At 53.2% G+C, this 15,813-nt stretch carries 15 protein-coding genes and 5 tRNA genes; 1 reads left to right on the top strand and 19 read right to left on the bottom strand.

From position 1 onward, the window contains the following. Positions 1-39: 39 nt before the first annotated feature. Positions 40-972, top strand: coding sequence for a CDF family zinc transporter ZitB (gene zitB, locus M8370_RS14020; protein ID WP_013097525.1), 933 nt, complete (start codon positions 40-42; stop codon positions 970-972). On the opposite strand, the gene pnuC is transcribed toward zitB, so the two are convergent. The 19 genes from pnuC to mngB all read right to left on the bottom strand — a co-directional run bounded on the left by pnuC (position 969) and on the right by mngB (position 15,796). Continuing rightward, the gene (pnuC, locus tag M8370_RS14025; protein ID WP_058650392.1) at positions 969-1,688 is read right to left on the bottom strand and encodes a nicotinamide riboside transporter PnuC; all 720 of its coding nucleotides are present in this window, start codon (positions 1,686-1,688) and stop codon (positions 969-971) included. The two genes, zitB and pnuC, sit on opposite strands and share 4 nt — an antisense overlap. 22 nt (positions 1,689-1,710) lie before the next feature. Further along, complete coding sequence (nadA, locus tag M8370_RS14030; protein ID WP_029882503.1) at positions 1,711-2,754, bottom strand: quinolinate synthase NadA; 1,044 nt, start codon at positions 2,752-2,754, stop codon at positions 1,711-1,713. 191 nt (positions 2,755-2,945) lie between these two features. After that, positions 2,946-3,021, bottom strand: a tRNA-Lys gene (locus M8370_RS14035). Between the two features lie 22 nt (positions 3,022-3,043). Continuing rightward, positions 3,044-3,119, bottom strand: a tRNA-Lys gene (locus tag M8370_RS14040). A 46-nt stretch (positions 3,120-3,165) separates the two neighbouring features. Further along, positions 3,166-3,241: transfer RNA gene (locus tag M8370_RS14045), tRNA-Lys, on the bottom strand. A gap of 3 nt (positions 3,242-3,244) precedes the next feature. Then, positions 3,245-3,320: transfer RNA gene (locus M8370_RS14050), tRNA-Val, on the bottom strand. Positions 3,321-3,347: 27 nt separating this feature from the next. After that, positions 3,348-3,423 (bottom strand) — tRNA-Lys (locus M8370_RS14055). Between the two features lie 161 nt (positions 3,424-3,584). Next, positions 3,585-4,379, bottom strand: coding sequence for a cell division protein CpoB (cpoB, locus tag M8370_RS14060; protein ID WP_013097528.1), 795 nt, complete (start codon positions 4,377-4,379; stop codon positions 3,585-3,587). A gap of 9 nt (positions 4,380-4,388) precedes the next feature. Further along, positions 4,389-4,910, bottom strand: a complete 522-nt coding sequence (pal, locus tag M8370_RS14065) for a peptidoglycan-associated lipoprotein Pal (protein ID WP_006177214.1) — start codon at positions 4,908-4,910, stop codon at positions 4,389-4,391. Positions 4,911-4,945: 35 nt separating this feature from the next. Beyond that, the gene (gene tolB / locus M8370_RS14070; RefSeq protein ID WP_013097529.1) at positions 4,946-6,238 is read right to left on the bottom strand and encodes a Tol-Pal system beta propeller repeat protein TolB; all 1,293 of its coding nucleotides are present in this window, start codon (positions 6,236-6,238) and stop codon (positions 4,946-4,948) included. 130 nt (positions 6,239-6,368) lie between these two features. Next, a complete protein-coding gene (gene tolA, locus M8370_RS14075) occupies positions 6,369-7,652 on the bottom strand; it encodes a cell envelope integrity protein TolA (protein WP_038418917.1) in 1,284 nt (427 codons plus the stop codon). 28 nt (positions 7,653-7,680) lie between these two features. Continuing rightward, complete coding sequence (tolR, locus tag M8370_RS14080) at positions 7,681-8,109, bottom strand: colicin uptake protein TolR (protein WP_003858589.1); 429 nt, start codon at positions 8,107-8,109, stop codon at positions 7,681-7,683. Positions 8,110-8,112: 3 nt separating this feature from the next. After that, positions 8,113-8,805 (bottom strand): Tol-Pal system protein TolQ, encoded by a 693-nt coding sequence (tolQ, locus tag M8370_RS14085; protein ID WP_013097532.1) that lies wholly within the window; start codon positions 8,803-8,805, stop codon positions 8,113-8,115. Then, positions 8,802-9,206, bottom strand: a complete 405-nt coding sequence (ybgC, locus tag M8370_RS14090) for a tol-pal system-associated acyl-CoA thioesterase (protein ID WP_003858593.1) — start codon at positions 9,204-9,206, stop codon at positions 8,802-8,804. The genes tolQ and ybgC overlap by 4 nt, the downstream gene beginning before the upstream one ends. Before the next feature lie 147 nt (positions 9,207-9,353). Further along, positions 9,354-9,644 (bottom strand): cyd operon protein YbgE, encoded by a 291-nt coding sequence (ybgE, locus tag M8370_RS14095; protein WP_038418916.1) that lies wholly within the window; start codon positions 9,642-9,644, stop codon positions 9,354-9,356. Continuing rightward, positions 9,644-9,757, bottom strand: a complete 114-nt coding sequence (gene cydX / locus M8370_RS14100) for a cytochrome bd-I oxidase subunit CydX (RefSeq protein ID WP_003858598.1) — start codon at positions 9,755-9,757, stop codon at positions 9,644-9,646. The genes ybgE and cydX overlap by 1 nt, the downstream gene beginning before the upstream one ends. 14 nt (positions 9,758-9,771) lie before the next feature. Next, positions 9,772-10,911 carry a cytochrome d ubiquinol oxidase subunit II gene (gene cydB, locus M8370_RS14105; RefSeq protein ID WP_013097535.1) on the bottom strand — a complete coding sequence of 380 codons (1,140 nt, stop codon included), beginning with the start codon at positions 10,909-10,911 and terminating at the stop codon, positions 9,772-9,774. Positions 10,912-10,926: 15 nt separating this feature from the next. Beyond that, entirely contained in the window at positions 10,927-12,495 is a 1,569-nt protein-coding gene (gene cydA, locus M8370_RS14110; protein ID WP_013097536.1) for a cytochrome ubiquinol oxidase subunit I, read from the bottom strand. Between the two features lie 670 nt (positions 12,496-13,165). After that, on the bottom strand, positions 13,166-15,796 hold the full coding sequence (gene mngB, locus M8370_RS14115) for a mannosylglycerate hydrolase (RefSeq protein ID WP_250021211.1): 2,631 nt from the start codon (positions 15,794-15,796) through the stop codon (positions 13,166-13,168). Positions 15,797-15,813 lie beyond the last annotated feature (17 nt).

Genomic DNA, 15,813 nt, shown 5'->3' on the forward strand with positions numbered 1-15,813 from the left:
ACGCTACACTAATAACAATAACGAATCAGGAAAGATAACATGGCTCACACACATTCCCACGCCTCCGGCGACGACAACGCTAAACGCTTGCTGCTGGCCTTCGGCGTTACCGCCACCTTCATGATTATTGAGGTCATCGGCGGTTTGATCTCCGGCTCCCTGGCGCTGCTGGCTGACGCCGGACATATGCTTACCGATGCAGCAGCGCTGCTTTTTGCCCTCCTGGCCGTACAGTTTGCCCGTCGTCCTCCTAATGCACGCCATACGTTCGGCTGGCTGAGGCTGACGACGCTTGCCGCGTTTGTTAATGCGATTGCGCTGGTGGTCATTACCCTTCTTATCGTCTGGGAGGCCATTCAGCGCTTCAGACACCCTCAGCCGGTCGCCGGGATGACAATGATGGCGATCGCCGTGGCGGGGCTGCTTGCCAATCTTCTGGCCTTCTGGATTTTGCATCGCGGCAGTGGTGAAAAGAACCTTAACGTACGCGCCGCGGCTCTGCATGTGATGGGAGATTTACTGGGCTCGGTGGGAGCCATAGTTGCCGCACTGGTGATCCTCTACACCGGCTGGACGCCTGTCGACCCTATTCTTTCTGTACTGGTCTCGTGTCTGGTGTTACGCAGCGCCTGGCGGCTATTGAAGGAGAGCGTCAATGAGTTGCTGGAGGGGGCCCCCGCCTCTGTGGATATCGCCGAGTTAAAGCGTAATCTGCATCGTTCAGTTCCTGAAGTACGTAACGTCCACCACGTGCATGTCTGGCTGGTGGGCGAGAAACCGGTTATGACGTTGCACGTCCAGGTGATCCCGCCGCACGACCACGATGCGCTGCTCGAACGCATCCAGCACTTTCTTGAACATCACTATGAAATTGGTCACGCGACCATCCAGATGGAGTACCAGCCCTGTAACGGGCCGGATTGCCACCTGAATGAGGCGCAGTCCGACCATTCACATCATCATCACCATTAATTGGAGAGCGCGTGAGAGCCTCGCTCACGCGCGCTGTTAATCCACATCCGGCTTCCGTTCAGGGCAATGAAGGTCAACAGCAGATATTCCAGAGACATCGCATAGACGCCCTGCAGGGCGAAAATCACCACGCTGATGACATTGATGATGACCCACAGCAGCCAGTTCTCAACGTATTTACGGGTCATCAGGATCATCGCCGCAATGGACAGCACCATCATGCAGGAATCCCAGAACGGGAAAGCATCCGGCTGAAGCACTGGCATTGTCACCTGTAACCCGATGCCGGACATGGCCGCCACAGCAATACGGGTCAGGAAAGCAAATACCGGGTTGATGTAGACCGTCATTAAACCAATGGCGACCACACACGCGACAAACCAGGCGATGGCTTTCGGCAAGGGTAACCAGCGGATCTGCAGCTCGGCCTCCTGCTGGCTGTTCTGCCGCGACCACGCGTACCACCCGTAGATATTGGCCGCAAAAAAGAACAGCTGCAAAAGCAAGCTTGCGTAGAGCTGGATCTGGAAGAAGATAATCGCAAACAGCGTAACGTTAATGAGCCCGAACGCGTAATTGCTGATCTTCTCCAGGCTTGCGAGCCAGATACAGAGTAATCCCGCCAGCGTGCCAACGGCCTCAATCCATGACAGGTCATAGCCACCTGCACCAATCGGTATATGAACCAGAATGTTTTGTGTGCTAAAAAAATCCATCTTTTCCCCGGGACGTAGTGAATTAAGTACGTAGTGTAGCCGCAAAATCCAGCATGCGGTTAAGTGGAACTAACGCGCCTTCACGCAGAGCGGCATCCACATGGATTTCATGCGCCGCACCGCCGGTTTCTAACCCCTCGGCAATCGCTTTCAGGCCGTTCATCGCCATCCACGGACAGTGCGCACAGCTGCGGCACGTGGCCCCCTCGCCTGCGGTTGGCGCTTCGAGGAGCTCTTTCTCCGGGACGGCCTGCTGCATCTTGTAGAAGATACCGCGATCGGTCGCCACGATAAGCTGCTTATGCGGCAACGTTCTGGCAGCATTAATAAGCTGGCTGGTTGAACCCACGGCATCGGCCATGTCGACAATCGACTGCGGTGATTCAGGATGAACAAGAATAGCGGCATCAGGGTAAAGCGCCTTCATGCGGGACAGTGCCTGCGTCTTGAACTCGTCATGAACGATGCAGGCGCCCTGCCAGCAGAGCACGTCTGCCCCGGTCTGCTTCTGGACGTAGCTTCCCAGATGGCGGTCGGGTGCCCAGATAATCTTCTCACCCAGGCTGTCCAGGTGCTCAATCAGTTCAACGGCGATGCTCGACGTAACAACCCAGTCTGCGCGCGCTTTCACTGCAGCCGACGTATTGGCGTACACCACCACGGTCCGGTCAGGATGGGCATCGCAGAAGGCCGAGAATTCGTCAATCGGACAGCCGAGATCCAGTGAACACTCCGCGTTCAGCGTTGGCATCAGGATGGTTTTTTCAGGGCTAAGGATTTTTGCCGTTTCCCCCATAAAACGCACCCCCGCAACCAGGAGCGTGGAAGCAGGATGTTTTGCACCAAAGCGCGCCATCTCCAGAGAGTCAGAAATACAGCCTCCGGTCTCTTCCGCCAGCTGCTGGATTTCCGGGTCGGTGTAGTAATGTGCCACCATCACGGCATCTCGCTCTTTGAGAAGACGCTTGATTTTCTCACGGTAGAACTGCTTTTCATCCATGCTCAGCGGAACAGGCTTCGGCGGGAAGGGATAGATTGCGGCTTCAGGATCAAACATCACGCTCATTATGGCTTCTCGTTTTACTGGCTTAACAATATTGCCTTTCTTTTGCCTGACATAGCAAAACGCAGGGCAATTGTGTTTTGTATACTAAACAAGATAGCGAATCTGGAGTGAAAAGTCACCGGGAATAGATGTGCGGAGCATTTGTTGTATTGCAGATAGCAAAAAAGCGCCTTTAGGGCGCTTTTTAACATTGGTGGGTCGTGCAGGATTCGAACCTGCGACCAATTGATTAAAAGTCAACTGCTCTACCAACTGAGCTAACGACCCCTTGCGGGATTTTTCTTCGAAGTGGTGGGTCGTGCAGGATTCGAACCTGCGACCAATTGATTAAAAGTCAACTGCTCTACCAACTGAGCTAACGACCCATTCGGGTGCTGACTTCGAAGATTTTACTCGGTTCCACGTTTGAAGTGGTGGGTCGTGCAGGATTCGAACCTGCGACCAATTGATTAAAAGTCAACTGCTCTACCAACTGAGCTAACGACCCGAGTGGTGGGTGATGACGGGCTCGAACCGCCGACCCCCTCCGTGTAAAGGAGATGCTCTACCAACTGAGCTAATCACCCACTCTGTACTGCCAGAACTGCTTTAAGTGGTGGGTCGTGCAGGATTCGAACCTGCGACCAATTGATTAAAAGTCAACTGCTCTACCAACTGAGCTAACGACCCACTTTTACGCTGCTTTCACGTTGTTTGATATCCCGTGGCAACGGCGGCATATATTACTGATTTAAGAATTCTGCGCAACAAAAATTTCGATGAAGATCACTTAACTGCTTAGTAATCATGCTGCATGACCAGAAATAACGCGATTTCTGGTCATGCGATAATCATCCCATCGAACTCAGACGTTTTTGCGCCTGTTTGGCCCCTTCCGTGCCCGGGAATTTTGCAACCACCTGCTGATAAACCGCTTTGGCTTTCGCAGTATCACCTTTGTCCTGCATGATCACGCCGACCTTAAACATTGCATCAGGCGCTTTTGGCGATTTCGGGTAATTTTTCACCACAGAAGCGAAATAAAACGCCGCATCGTCTTTTTTACCCTTGTTGTAATTCAACTGACCCAGCCAGTAATTTGCGTTTGGCTGGTAAGTGGAATCCGGGTACTTCTTAACGAAGTTCTGAAACGCAACGATAGCATCATCCTGGCGCGATTTATCCTGTACCAGTGCAATGGCCGCGTTGTAATCCGTGTTCGCGTCACCGCTCTGCACAGGCGCCCCTGTCGCAGCAGAGGCATCGGCTGAAGGCGCTGGCGCGTCTGTGGCCGCTCCGCTTTGATCGCCCGCTGCTGGTTGCGCTGCTGCCCCCCCGCTGCTCAGGCTATCAATCTGCAGCAAGATCTGCTTTTGACGTTCCACAACCTGGTTAAGCTGATACTGGCTCTCCTGAATCTGACCACGGAGGGAGTCGATATCAGTTTGGTTATCGGAAAGTTGTTGCTGGAGTTGGGTTAAAAGCTGACTGTGAGCGTTAGAGATACGCTCGAGTTGAGTGACCCGGTCTTCCACCGAGCCTGAGCCGACACTACTGATTGGTGCCTGAGCAAAAGCGGCCCAGGGGGCCGCTATTCCAACCAGTAACGACAGACTCAACAGATGATGTCTGAAGTTACTGCTCATGCAATTCTCTTAGTAAACCAGTACGGCACGACGGTTTTTGGCGTACGCCGCTTCGTCATGACCCAGTACTGCAGGTTTTTCTTTACCGTAAGAAACGATGGAGATCTGGTCAGCAGAAACGCCTTTACCCTGCAGGTACATTTTAACAGCGTTAGCACGACGTTCACCCAGGGAGATGTTGTACTCTGGAGTACCACGTTCGTCCGCGTGACCTTCTACGGTGACTTTGTAAGACGGGTTGCTACGCAGGAAGTTAGCGTGAGCATCCAGCATCGCAGCGAAGTCAGAACGGATGTCGTATTTATCCAGATCGAAGTAAACGATGTTGTTCTGCTGCAGCTGCTGCATCTGAAGACGCGCTTGCTCTTCAGAGGACATGTTGCCATTGCCGTTCGCGTCCATACCGGTGCCGGCACCCATCATGCCTTCGCCGCTCTGGTCATTGCTGGCGTTCTTGTTAGAAGAACACGCTGCGATTGCCATTACAGGCAGAGCGATCATCAGCCCCTTCAGCACTTTGTTCAGTTGCATTTCTATGATTCCTTTAGTAATCAATTAATTATTATTTACAGATACGGCGACCAGGCAGGGGATTTTACCTGTCCATCAGTTGCCGGAATACGCGCTTTGAAACGCCCATCTGTAGAAACCAGATTCAGCACAGATCCCATCCCCTGAGAAGAGCTGTAGATTACCATAGTGCCGTTAGGTGCCAGACTTGGCGTTTCATCCAGGAACGTTGACGACAGAACTTGGACGCCACCCGCTACCAGATCTTGTTTGGCAATGTGCTGCTGCCCACCGTTGGAGCTGACCATTACCATAAATTTACCGTCGCTGCTCACATCTGCGTTCTGGTTCTGAGAGCCTTCCCAGGTGATACGCTGCGGAGCCCCGCCGTTGATGTTCACTTTATAGATTTGCGGACGGCCTGCCTGGTCAGAGGTAAACGCCAGGTTCTGGCTGTCCGGGAACCAGGATGGTTCCGTGTTGTTGCTGCGACCATCCGTCACCTGACGGATCTGACCAGAACCAATGTCCATCACGTACAGGTTCAGGCTACCGGTTTTGGACAGCGCAAAGGCCAGCTTAGAGCCGTCCGGCGAGAACGAAGGCGCACCGTTGTGACGTGGGAACGACGCCACCTGACGAACAGCACCGTTAGCCAGCGTCTGGATAACCAGCGCAGAACGACCGCTTTCGAAGGTCACGTAAGCCAGTTTAGATCCGTCCGGAGACCAGGCTGGAGACATCAGCGGCTGAGAAGAGCGTTTCACCAGGAACTGGTTGTAACCGTCGTAGTCAGAGACGCGCAGCTCATACGGGAACTGGCCGCCGTTGGTCTGTACCACATAGGCGATACGGGTACGGAACGCACCTTTAATACCGGTCAGTTTTTCGAATACCGCATCGCTGGCAGCGTGAGCCGCATAGCGCAGGTACTGTTTAGTGACCTTGTAAGAGTTCTGAGCCAGAACGGTACCCGGTGCACCACCGGTATCCACCAGCTGCCAGGCCACGTTGTAAGAGCCGTCCGGGTTAGGGGTAACCTGACCCACAACCACGGCATCAATGCCCAGTGCAGACCACGCGGCAGGCTGAACTTCCTGCGCGCTACCCGGCTGCTGAGGCAGACGAGAACGATCTAACGGGTTGAATTTACCGCTGTTACGCAGGTCAGCTGCCACGATGCCGCCGGCATCTTCAGGCGCCGCACCAGGGCCAGCCCACTGGAATGGAACTACACCGATTGGGCGTGCCGAGTCCACCCCCTGGGTGATCTCGATACGTACTTCTGCGTGCAGTACAGCTGCCCACAGCATTAAGAAACTAAATGCTACACGTAATGCCTGCTTCATCATATCTCCCTTATCTGGGTAACCTTACCCACGATAATTTAGCAGAATGTTAACAAACCCAAATAGACAAAACTACTAAACCCTGGTTACGACAATAGACTGTTTTCCATACTTCCGTAAGGAGAGTCGATTACAGCTTAAAGTCCAGTTTGGCATCTTTTATCTTTTCATAAACAGCCTCACTAGGCGGTTTAGGAATGTTCGCCGATCTTGCTGCGGCCAATGCTGCCTGACAAAGCGCAGGATCGCCCCCTTCAGACGTCACATTTTTCAACCGGCCGTCTGGCGCAAGGTTGATATGCAGCACGCACTGTTTACCCTGATAAAGGCCTGCATCAAACAGGCGACTCTGAATAGCCACCTGAATCTGCTTAGCGTAAGCGCTGATATCCGCCCCCGTCGCACCACCGTTGGCACCCGAAGTACCACTGTCTTTAGACGGCTGACCACTCCCCTTCGCCCCACCGCCTGTTTTCGGCGCATTCTTACCGGAACTGAGATCGCCCAGCAGATCGTCAACGCCCGCAGCGGCAGCAGCTTTCTCTGCAGCAGCCTTTTTCGCTGCAGCTTTTTCAGCAGCCGCTTTTTTATCGGCAGCAGCCTTCTCAGCTGCAGCTTTTTTGTCGGCAGCCGCTTTCTCGGCGGCAGCTTTCTTCTCCGCAGCCGCTTTTTCAGCAGCGGCGGCTTTTTCTGCGGCAGCTTTCTCGGCAGCGGCGGCTTTCTTCGCAGCCTCGGCAGCCGCTTTCTTCTCGGCTTCCTGAGCAGCTTTTTTCGCGGCTTCGGCTTCCGCTTTCTTCTGAGCATCAGCAGCGGCTTTTTTCGCGGCTTCTGCTTCCGCTTTCTTCTGAGCATCAGCGGCGGCTTTCTTCGCGGCTTCCGCTTCCGCTTTCTTCTGGGCGTCGGCAGCGGCTTTCTTCGCCGCTTCTGCCGCTAATTTCGCCTGGGCATCAGCCTGTGCTTTGGCATCCGCTGCGGCTTTCGCTGCCGCCTCTTCCGCCTGCTTTTGCTGTTCCTGGGCTTTCTTCGCGGCCTCTTCGGCTTGCTTCTGCTGTTGTGCCTGCTCTTTCGCGGCTTCCTGCGCCTGCAAACGTTCTTTCTCAAGCTGCTTCAGACGTTCCTGCTCGGCGGCCTGCTTTTCACGCAGTTCCTCCGCTTGCTGTTGCGCCTGTTTTTCTCGCTGCTCTTCAGCCCGTTTTGCACTCGCCTGCTGCTGTTGCTGACGGTTATAGTTCTGCACGACCGCACCGGGATCCACCATGACGGCGTCGATAGAAGAACCGCCACCGCCGCCTGATGCATCAATATGCTCGTCGAACGAACTCCAGATCAGCCCTGCAAAAAGGATCACATGCAGCACTGCGGAGACGATTATCGCTCGCTTAAGCTTGTCGTTCTGTTCGGTTGCCTTTGACACTATCGGTTCCCAAAAACTACGCGGATGATCAAATAGGCTGAGTCATTAAGCCAACCGACTTAACACCCGCACTATGTAGCAAGTTCAGCGCTTTAATAATTTCATCGTAAGGCACATCTTTCGCCCCACCGATTAAGAAGACCGTTTTCGGATTTGACTCCAGGCGTCGTTGCGCTTCAGCAATCACCTGCTCCGGCGGTAGCTGATCCATACGATCTTTCTCTACCACGACGCTGTATTGCCCTACGCCGGAAACCTCAATGATGACCGGAGGATCGTCATTGGTGCTTACCGCCTGTGATTCTGTCGCATCCGGCAGATCAACTTCCACGCTCTGGGTAATGATGGGCGCTGTCGCCATAAAGATCAGCAGCAACACCAGCAGTACGTCCAGCAGCGGAACGATATTGATTTCGGACTTGAGCTCGCGACGACCTCGTCCACGCGATCTGGCCATGGTTTACCCCTTGTTGCTCTCGGTGCTGGTAAACGCCTGACGGTGCAGAATCGCGGTGAACTCTTCCATGAAGTTGTCGTAGTTCAGTTCCAGTTTATTCACGCGCTGGTTCAGACGGTTGTAAGCCATCACCGCCGGGATTGCCGCAAACAGACCGATAGCGGTTGCAATCAGTGCTTCTGCAATACCCGGTGCAACCATCTGCAACGTCGCCTGCTTCACTGCGCCCAGCGCGATAAAGGCATGCATGATCCCCCACACCGTACCAAACAGGCCGATATACGGGCTGATGGACCCCACCGTTCCCAGGAAGGGAATGTGCGTTTCAAGATTTTCCAGCTCGCGGTTCATGGAGATACGCATCGCACGCGAGGCTCCTTCCACCACCGCTTCAGGTGCATGGCTGTTCGCGCGATGCAGACGGGCAAACTCTTTGAATCCGCTGTAGAAAATTTGTTCGGAGCCAGCGAGACTATCGCGACGACCCTGACTTTCCTGATACAGACGGGACAGTTCGATACCCGACCAGAACTTATCTTCAAACGCTTCCGCTTCACGGCCAGCCGCATTGAGAATACGCGTTCTCTGGATGATGATGGCCCAGGATGCGATTGAAAAACCAATCAAAATCAGCATGATAAGTTTAACCAGAAGGCTTGCCTTCAGGAACAAATCAAGGATATTCATGTCAGTCACTGCTTAAACTCCGCGACAATAGACTTAGGAAGCGCACGAGGCTTCATTATGGTTGGATCAACACAGACAATCAGTACTTCAGCTGAGTTCAGTACGGTGTTCTCTGCATTGACTATCCGCTGCGTGAAAACCAGCGAGGTTCCGCGCATTGATGTAATTTCAGTTTGGACTTCGAGCATATCGTCGAGTCTGGCAGGCGCAAAATACTCAAGCGTCATCTTGCGTACCACAAAGGCAACTCGCTCAGCCAACAGTACCTGTTGACTAAAGTGATGATGGCGCAGCATCTCTGTGCGTGCCCGTTCATAAAAAGCAACGTAGCTGGCGTGGTAAACCACACCACCGGCATCGGTATCTTCGTAATAGACACGAACCGGCCATCGAAACAGCGTTGTATTCACTTTACATCCCGGTAATGCAACAAAAGTTTATGCTTTAAACTTCGCTACTATACGCGCGGGAATGATGGTTTGGAATGGGAGAAAGTAAACGGAGAGTAAATTTTTATGGGCTCGGGTAAGCCCATATGGTTAACGGACATTTCTTATTCAGAAGAAGAAGAAAATCAATCCAGCAAGCAGCACGATATCGGCGATAAGCGGGCAGAAAATGCCCTGCCAGTGAATCGCTTTCGGACGAAAGCCTACGCCGTGGATCACACCTGCGCACACCGCCCACATAATGAGAAAACCGTGCCAGATCTCAAGCTCGCTGGTCTTCGCTGCAAAACGCGAAGGGTCCCAGAAGATACACCCTGCCAGCAGTAATGCCATCACTAAAGAAAGCGCCCGTAACGGGCGCTTATCCATTACCGCATATAACGTTGCGATAATATTCATTAGTGTTTTTCTTCACCCGCTTTGGTCGCTTCAACGTGCTCAAGCGCCAGGGCAGTGATGACACCAAAAGCACAGGCAAGAAGCGTCCCTAAAATCCATGCGAAATACCACATATTCAGCTCCTTACTTAGTACATAGAGTGGGTGTTGCTTTCGATATGTTCTTTAGTGATACGACCGAACATTTTCCAGTAACACCAGATGGTGTAGGCCAGAACAATCGGAACGAACACGCAAGCAACATAAGTCATTAAGTTCAGCGTCATATGGCTGGAGGTTGCATCCCACATGGTCAGGCTAGCATTCAGCATGGTGCTGGATGGCATCACGAATGGGAACATAGCGATACCTGCAGTCAGGATGATGCACGCCAGCGTCAGTGATGAGAACACGAACGCCAGAGCGCCTTTTTCCAGACGAGACGTCAGAACCGTCAGCAGCGGCAGCAACACACCCAACGCCGGAATAGCCCACAGCACAGGCATCGCGTTGAAGTTCACCAGCCATGCACCGGCCTCACGCGCCACTTCTTTGGTCAGCGGGTTAGACGGCGCGACGTGGTTAATCGCAGACGTCACCACGTAACCATCAATACCGTAGACCACCCAAACACCTGCCAGCGCGAAGCAGACCAGTGTGATCAGGGCAGCAACCTGAGCCGTTGCACGAGAACGCAGATGCAGCTCACCAACAGTACGCATCTGCAGATAGGTTGCGCCCTGGGTGATGATCATCGCCACACTGACTACGCCTGCCAGCAGACCAAACGGATTCAGCAGCTGGAAGAAATTACCGGTGTAGTAAAGACGCATGTACTCGTCCATGTGGAACGGTACACCCTGCAGCAGGTTACCGAATGCCACACCAATCACCAGCGGTGGAACGAAGCTACCAATGAAGATGCCCCAGTCCCACATGTTACGCCAGCGGGTGTCTTCAATCTTGGAACGGTAGTCAAAACCGACCGGACGGAAGAATAAAGACGCCAGAACCAGAATCATCGCCACGTAGAAACCGGAGAACGCAGCCGCGTAAACCATCGGCCAGGCAGCGAACAGCGCGCCGCCTGCGGTGATCAGCCACACCTGGTTACCGTCCCAGTGCGGGGCGATGGAGTTGATCATGATTCGACGCTCGGTGTCATTACGACCGAGGAAACGGGTGAGCATCCCCACCCCCATGTCGAAACCATCCGTGACAGCAAAACCGATCAGCAGAACACCGATCAACAGCCACCAGATAAAACGCAATACTTCATAATCGATCATTTGATGACTCCTGTCTTAGCGTGCCGGCTGAGTAGTCACACCGGACTGCTCGTAGTGATAGCGACCGGTTTTCAGGCTGCTTGGGCCAAGGCGCGCGAACTTGAACATCAGGAACAGTTCAGCTACCAGGAACAGGGTGTAGAGACCACAGATCAGCAGCATTGAGAAGATCAGATCGCCTGCTGTCAGCGAGGAGTTGGCCACCGCCGTTGGCAGCACCTCACCAATCGCCCATGGCTGACGTCCATACTCCGCAACAAACCAGCCGGACTCAATTGCGATCCACGGCAGCGGGATAGCATACAGCGCCGTACGCAGCAGCCATTTTTTCTCGCCGATGCGGTTACGAATCACAGACCAGAAGGACGCCGCAATGATCAGCAGCATGATGATGCCGCAGCCTACCATGATGCGGAATGCAAAGTAGAGTGGCGCTACGCGTGGAATAGAGTCTTTGGTTGCCATCTGGATCTGCGCTTCCGTCGCGTCGGAGACGTTCGGGGTATAGCGTTTCAGCAGCAGACCGTAGCCCAGATCTTTCTTCACGTCGTTGAATTGGTCACGAACGGCCTGGTCGGTAGAACCGGCACGCAGCTGTTCCAGCAGAGCGTAGGCTTTCATACCGTTACGGATACGGCCTTCGTGCTGCTCCATCAGCTCTTTCAGCCCCGTCACCTGTTTGTCAACAGAACGGGTGGCGATGATACCCAGCGCATAAGGAATTTGAATGGCGAAGCGGTTTTCCTGGGCGTCCTGGTCCGGAATACCGAACAGGGTAAAGGCAGCCGGGGCCGGTTGGGTTTCCCATTCAGCTTCGATTGCGGCGAGCTTGGTTTTCTGTACGTCACCCATTTCATAACCGGATTCATCACCCAGCACGATAACGGAGAGGATGGCAGCCATACCGAAGCTTGCAGCGATAGCAAAGGAACGTTTAGCGAAGGCGAAGTCACGACCACGCAGCATATAGTAGGAGCTGATGCCCAGAATGAACATCGCGCCGCACACATAGCCAGAGGCCACGGTGTGGACGAATTTAACCTGAGCAACCGGGTTCAGGACCAGCTCGGCAAAGCTGACCATCTCCATACGCATGGTTTCGAAGTTGAAATCAGACGCAATCGGGTTCTGCATCCAGCCGTTTGCCACCAGGATCCACAGCGCGGACAGGTTAGACCCTAATGCCACCAGCCAGGTCACCGCCATATGCTGGACTTTGCCCAGACGGTCCCAGCCGAAGAAGAACAGACCTACAAAGGTGGATTCGAGGAAGAAGGCCATCAGACCTTCAATGGCCAGCGGCGCACCGAAGATATCCCCTACATAGTGGGAATAATATGACCAGTTAGTCCCGAACTGGAACTCCATGGTCAAACCGGTAGCCACGCCCAGTGCGAAGTTGATACCAAACAACTTGCCCCAGAACTTGGTCATATCTTTATAAATCTGTTTGCCGGACAGAACGTATACCGTTTCCATGATGGCCAGCAGGAACGCCATACCGAGCGTCAGCGGCACAAACAGGAAGTGGTACATCGCGGTCAAGGCAAACTGTAAGCGCGACAGTTCGACTACGTCTAACATTATGACTCCTTGCTCATCGCATGAAGACTCCGAGAGTGAACCCCAGGAAAAGGATCCACACGCATGCCCCAATACAAAGTTATCTGCTCCCCTTCTTCGTTGCCTATTCTCTACAGAATGAAAAAGCAGTGATGAAAGGTTACAAATACGTTAATAAAAAACTCAAATTGGTCCCGCAAATATAATACGCTGCAAAACCCTTACAATAAACAGGTTTTTATTGAATCATATTTACGTTTTTCGACGGCGATCAATTTATAGCAAAATTACCACTTTTCGACCATTTTGATCGGGGACAATTTAGCGCTTTTAAGCACCTTTTTCCAAGGATTAAACTTTGATTTAAATCAAAAACAACGACCGATGTTAACCATGTTTAAACGCGGTAAGAATGGTGAAAACCATGTTAACGATATGTGCATACAAAGCTGTGATTGGTTATCGAAGAAGGGAAAAAATATAAACAGAAGTGATTTTAATTAACGCAAAAGAAAAACACCTTTTCGACGCGGGGCAATCCTTAAAGCGTAGTCGGGCCAGGTTATTTTTCCAGAGTTTGACTGCAACCCTTCGAAATTACATTTAATTTACTTTTCACGCTCTATAAGTTAACACCGTAGCGTGACTATTTAATGAAAAAAGGCTGCACTTGGCAGCCTTTTTTCGTTTTTCAGGCAAGAAGAATGCTAAAGGTTCGTGACTGCCCCGGTCTGAACGTGCCGGTAATCCCCTGCTCTTCACGAGCATCCAGTAACCGTTCATTCAGGTCCGTTTCGCCGCACCGTTTCAACGCCGGGTTAACGGATAACGTCGTCTCGCAGACGCTGGACTCCGAAGGGTTGAACAGGCGAAGAATAAGTTCATCACGATCTTCCGCTTTTTTGAGCGCGCTGAGCACGCATCCCGTCGGGGAAAGCGCCAGCAGACTGTAACTTTCCGGCGTGGTGAACGACGCACGGTTTAATTTCATCGCATCCCAGGGGATCTTGTTATAGCACTGCACCGGCGTTAACCACGCCTTAGCCTGCTGCGCGACACCCGTGCTTTCAGGGGTGCCACTGAAACTGAACAGGCTAAAACGGCAGGTTAACGGACCACGCATCTGGGAATCCGGGACGGGCATCTTAATCCCCGAAGGTCTGCCAGGGCGCAACAGCAAATCTTCTTTTCCGAGTAACCCCACGCCGCGCAGCAGAGTCAGCGCAAAGGCTTTTTTGGTATCGCCCACCACTTCAAATTCACGTAGTCCTTCTGTAAACAGCGCAAGCCCGTTTCGCTTTTCCTGCAGCACGGCATAGTTGAGCAAATTCCAGACAGGAACGGGCGCTTCTTTCCAGCCCTCTTCCTGCCAGCGTTGCATCGCAGCGTCCTGCACGGGGCGAGTAATGGTGCCAAACTGCGTATCCGCAAGCACATGCTGAGTCGTAAACGGTGTGGGGATCAGCACCCGAACGCGGTGGTCATCCGCCTGGTTATCCAGACGCACCGCCACATCAATACGTCTGCTGTTGTGGCTGAGCGTAATGTCAAATGCCACCTCAAGAGAACCCTTTCGCTGACGTGCAGCGCGTTCAGAGAGGTTTGCCGGTACAGCAATACGGTGGCGGATCACCGCCCTGCTCTGCCAGGCTTCGTGTATGACGTCAACCTGATGCTCGCCCTGTGCTGAAGTGAGTCTCCACTCTTCCCGTGAAGGCGAGTAGTCGTACTCATCGCCATCATCCGAACTCTCTTCTATCTCCAGTACCCGGTCGTAAATCAGCCCGGATTCTTTGTCGCGCAGACGCAGCGTACCGTCGTCGTTTATATCAATCTGCCAGAAGGCATTTTCCAGTAAGGCACCGGTGTTTTGCGCCGGAGAGAGCACCTTTCCGGCTACGTGCGGTTCAATAAACAGCGTACGGTAGCCCATCGACGGCAGGATCTGGCTGAGCTGGATATCAAACTCCATAAACGGTTCGTAGTTGCCGTAATGGACAATCTGCCGGTCAATGAGACCAGGGTCGAGCTCGCGCGCGCTGCGAATGAAATACGGGATCTCGTTGCCTTTCTCATCACGCAGACGAAACTGGCTGGCGCGCAGCCGAATCGTGGTGTTCATCACCTCTTCACGCGGCCAGGGCATCAGGTTGAACATCACCAGCTTATCGGCGTCGGATTGCGGCATGTTGTCGACAATCTTGCGCATATAGAAGCGCACCAGGTTGTCTGCCATGTCCTCCGCCAGCTCAAAGCGGGAGACAATCTCGCGATGCACCTTGTCGCTGCAGCAGCAGCCGATGCTGTCATGGGCGTGATTCTTGAGGATCTCTTTCCACATTTTCTCCAGCAGACCGTGGTGATAGTCGAAACCGAGAGTCCAGGCAAGCGTCGCCAGCGGCTCAAGCACGTTGACGATTTTATTCTCGATACGCGCATGGGCGATTTTAATATCCATGCGCGTGGAGCCGATTGTCCGGTGCACGCGCATGTATTTCCCGTCGATAAACTCCCCTTTCAGCGTCGCCAGTTCATCGCGCCGCGCCTCAATATGGTCAAACACCTCCTCGAAGCGGCTCATCACAAACTGACGTTGCGGATAGATTTCACGAAGCTTCTCCATCACCGCAAAAAGGTTCTGCTGCAGCGGCATCTGGTCGTGGCCGTTGGGCAGCAAAATCTCTTTGGTGACGGAGGCGTTTTCCAGGACCTCGAAATAACTGTCGAGCCGTTTTCGTAGCCCGGCCTCATCCTCAGGTAAGTACTTACCAATCGCATAGCCCAGCGGCAGCACCTGTGCCGTCACTTCACTGCCGTCCTGGCTCTGCCAGAGAAATTCGGTTTTATCGGTACCGTGTCGTTCAGAACAGCCGCGCCAGAACATCGTGCGGGTAATGCCAAACCCGTTATAAATATGCGGAAGCTGGCCTGACATCCCAAACGAATCCGGCAGATAACCGATCATCAGCGGCTCGCCGAACGCCATACAGTCGCGAATACCGTACATCAGGTTGCGGACAATCGACTCGCCGCTGACGATCGTGGTATCGGTCTGGGTATACCACGGGCCGATAATCAGTTTTCCGCGCTCGACAAGCACCTTCACCCGCGAGCGATTTTCGGGCTTGACGGCAAAGTAATCCTCCAGCACTGCCGTCTGTCCGTCGAGAACGTAATATTTATAGGCCTCGTCCTGCTCCAGACGGGTCAGGATCTCTTCCATATTATTGACCAGAAGAATACGCGACTCTTCGGTGGTGAAGTACCACTCACGGTCCCAGTGCATATGCGGCGTGATATGAACGCGAGATACAGCTTTCATCTTCGTTTCCTGTGTTG

Source organism: Enterobacter cloacae complex sp. OE43NF (genome assembly GCF_023544405.1).
Lineage (GTDB): Bacteria > Pseudomonadota > Gammaproteobacteria > Enterobacterales > Enterobacteriaceae > Enterobacter > Enterobacter cloacae.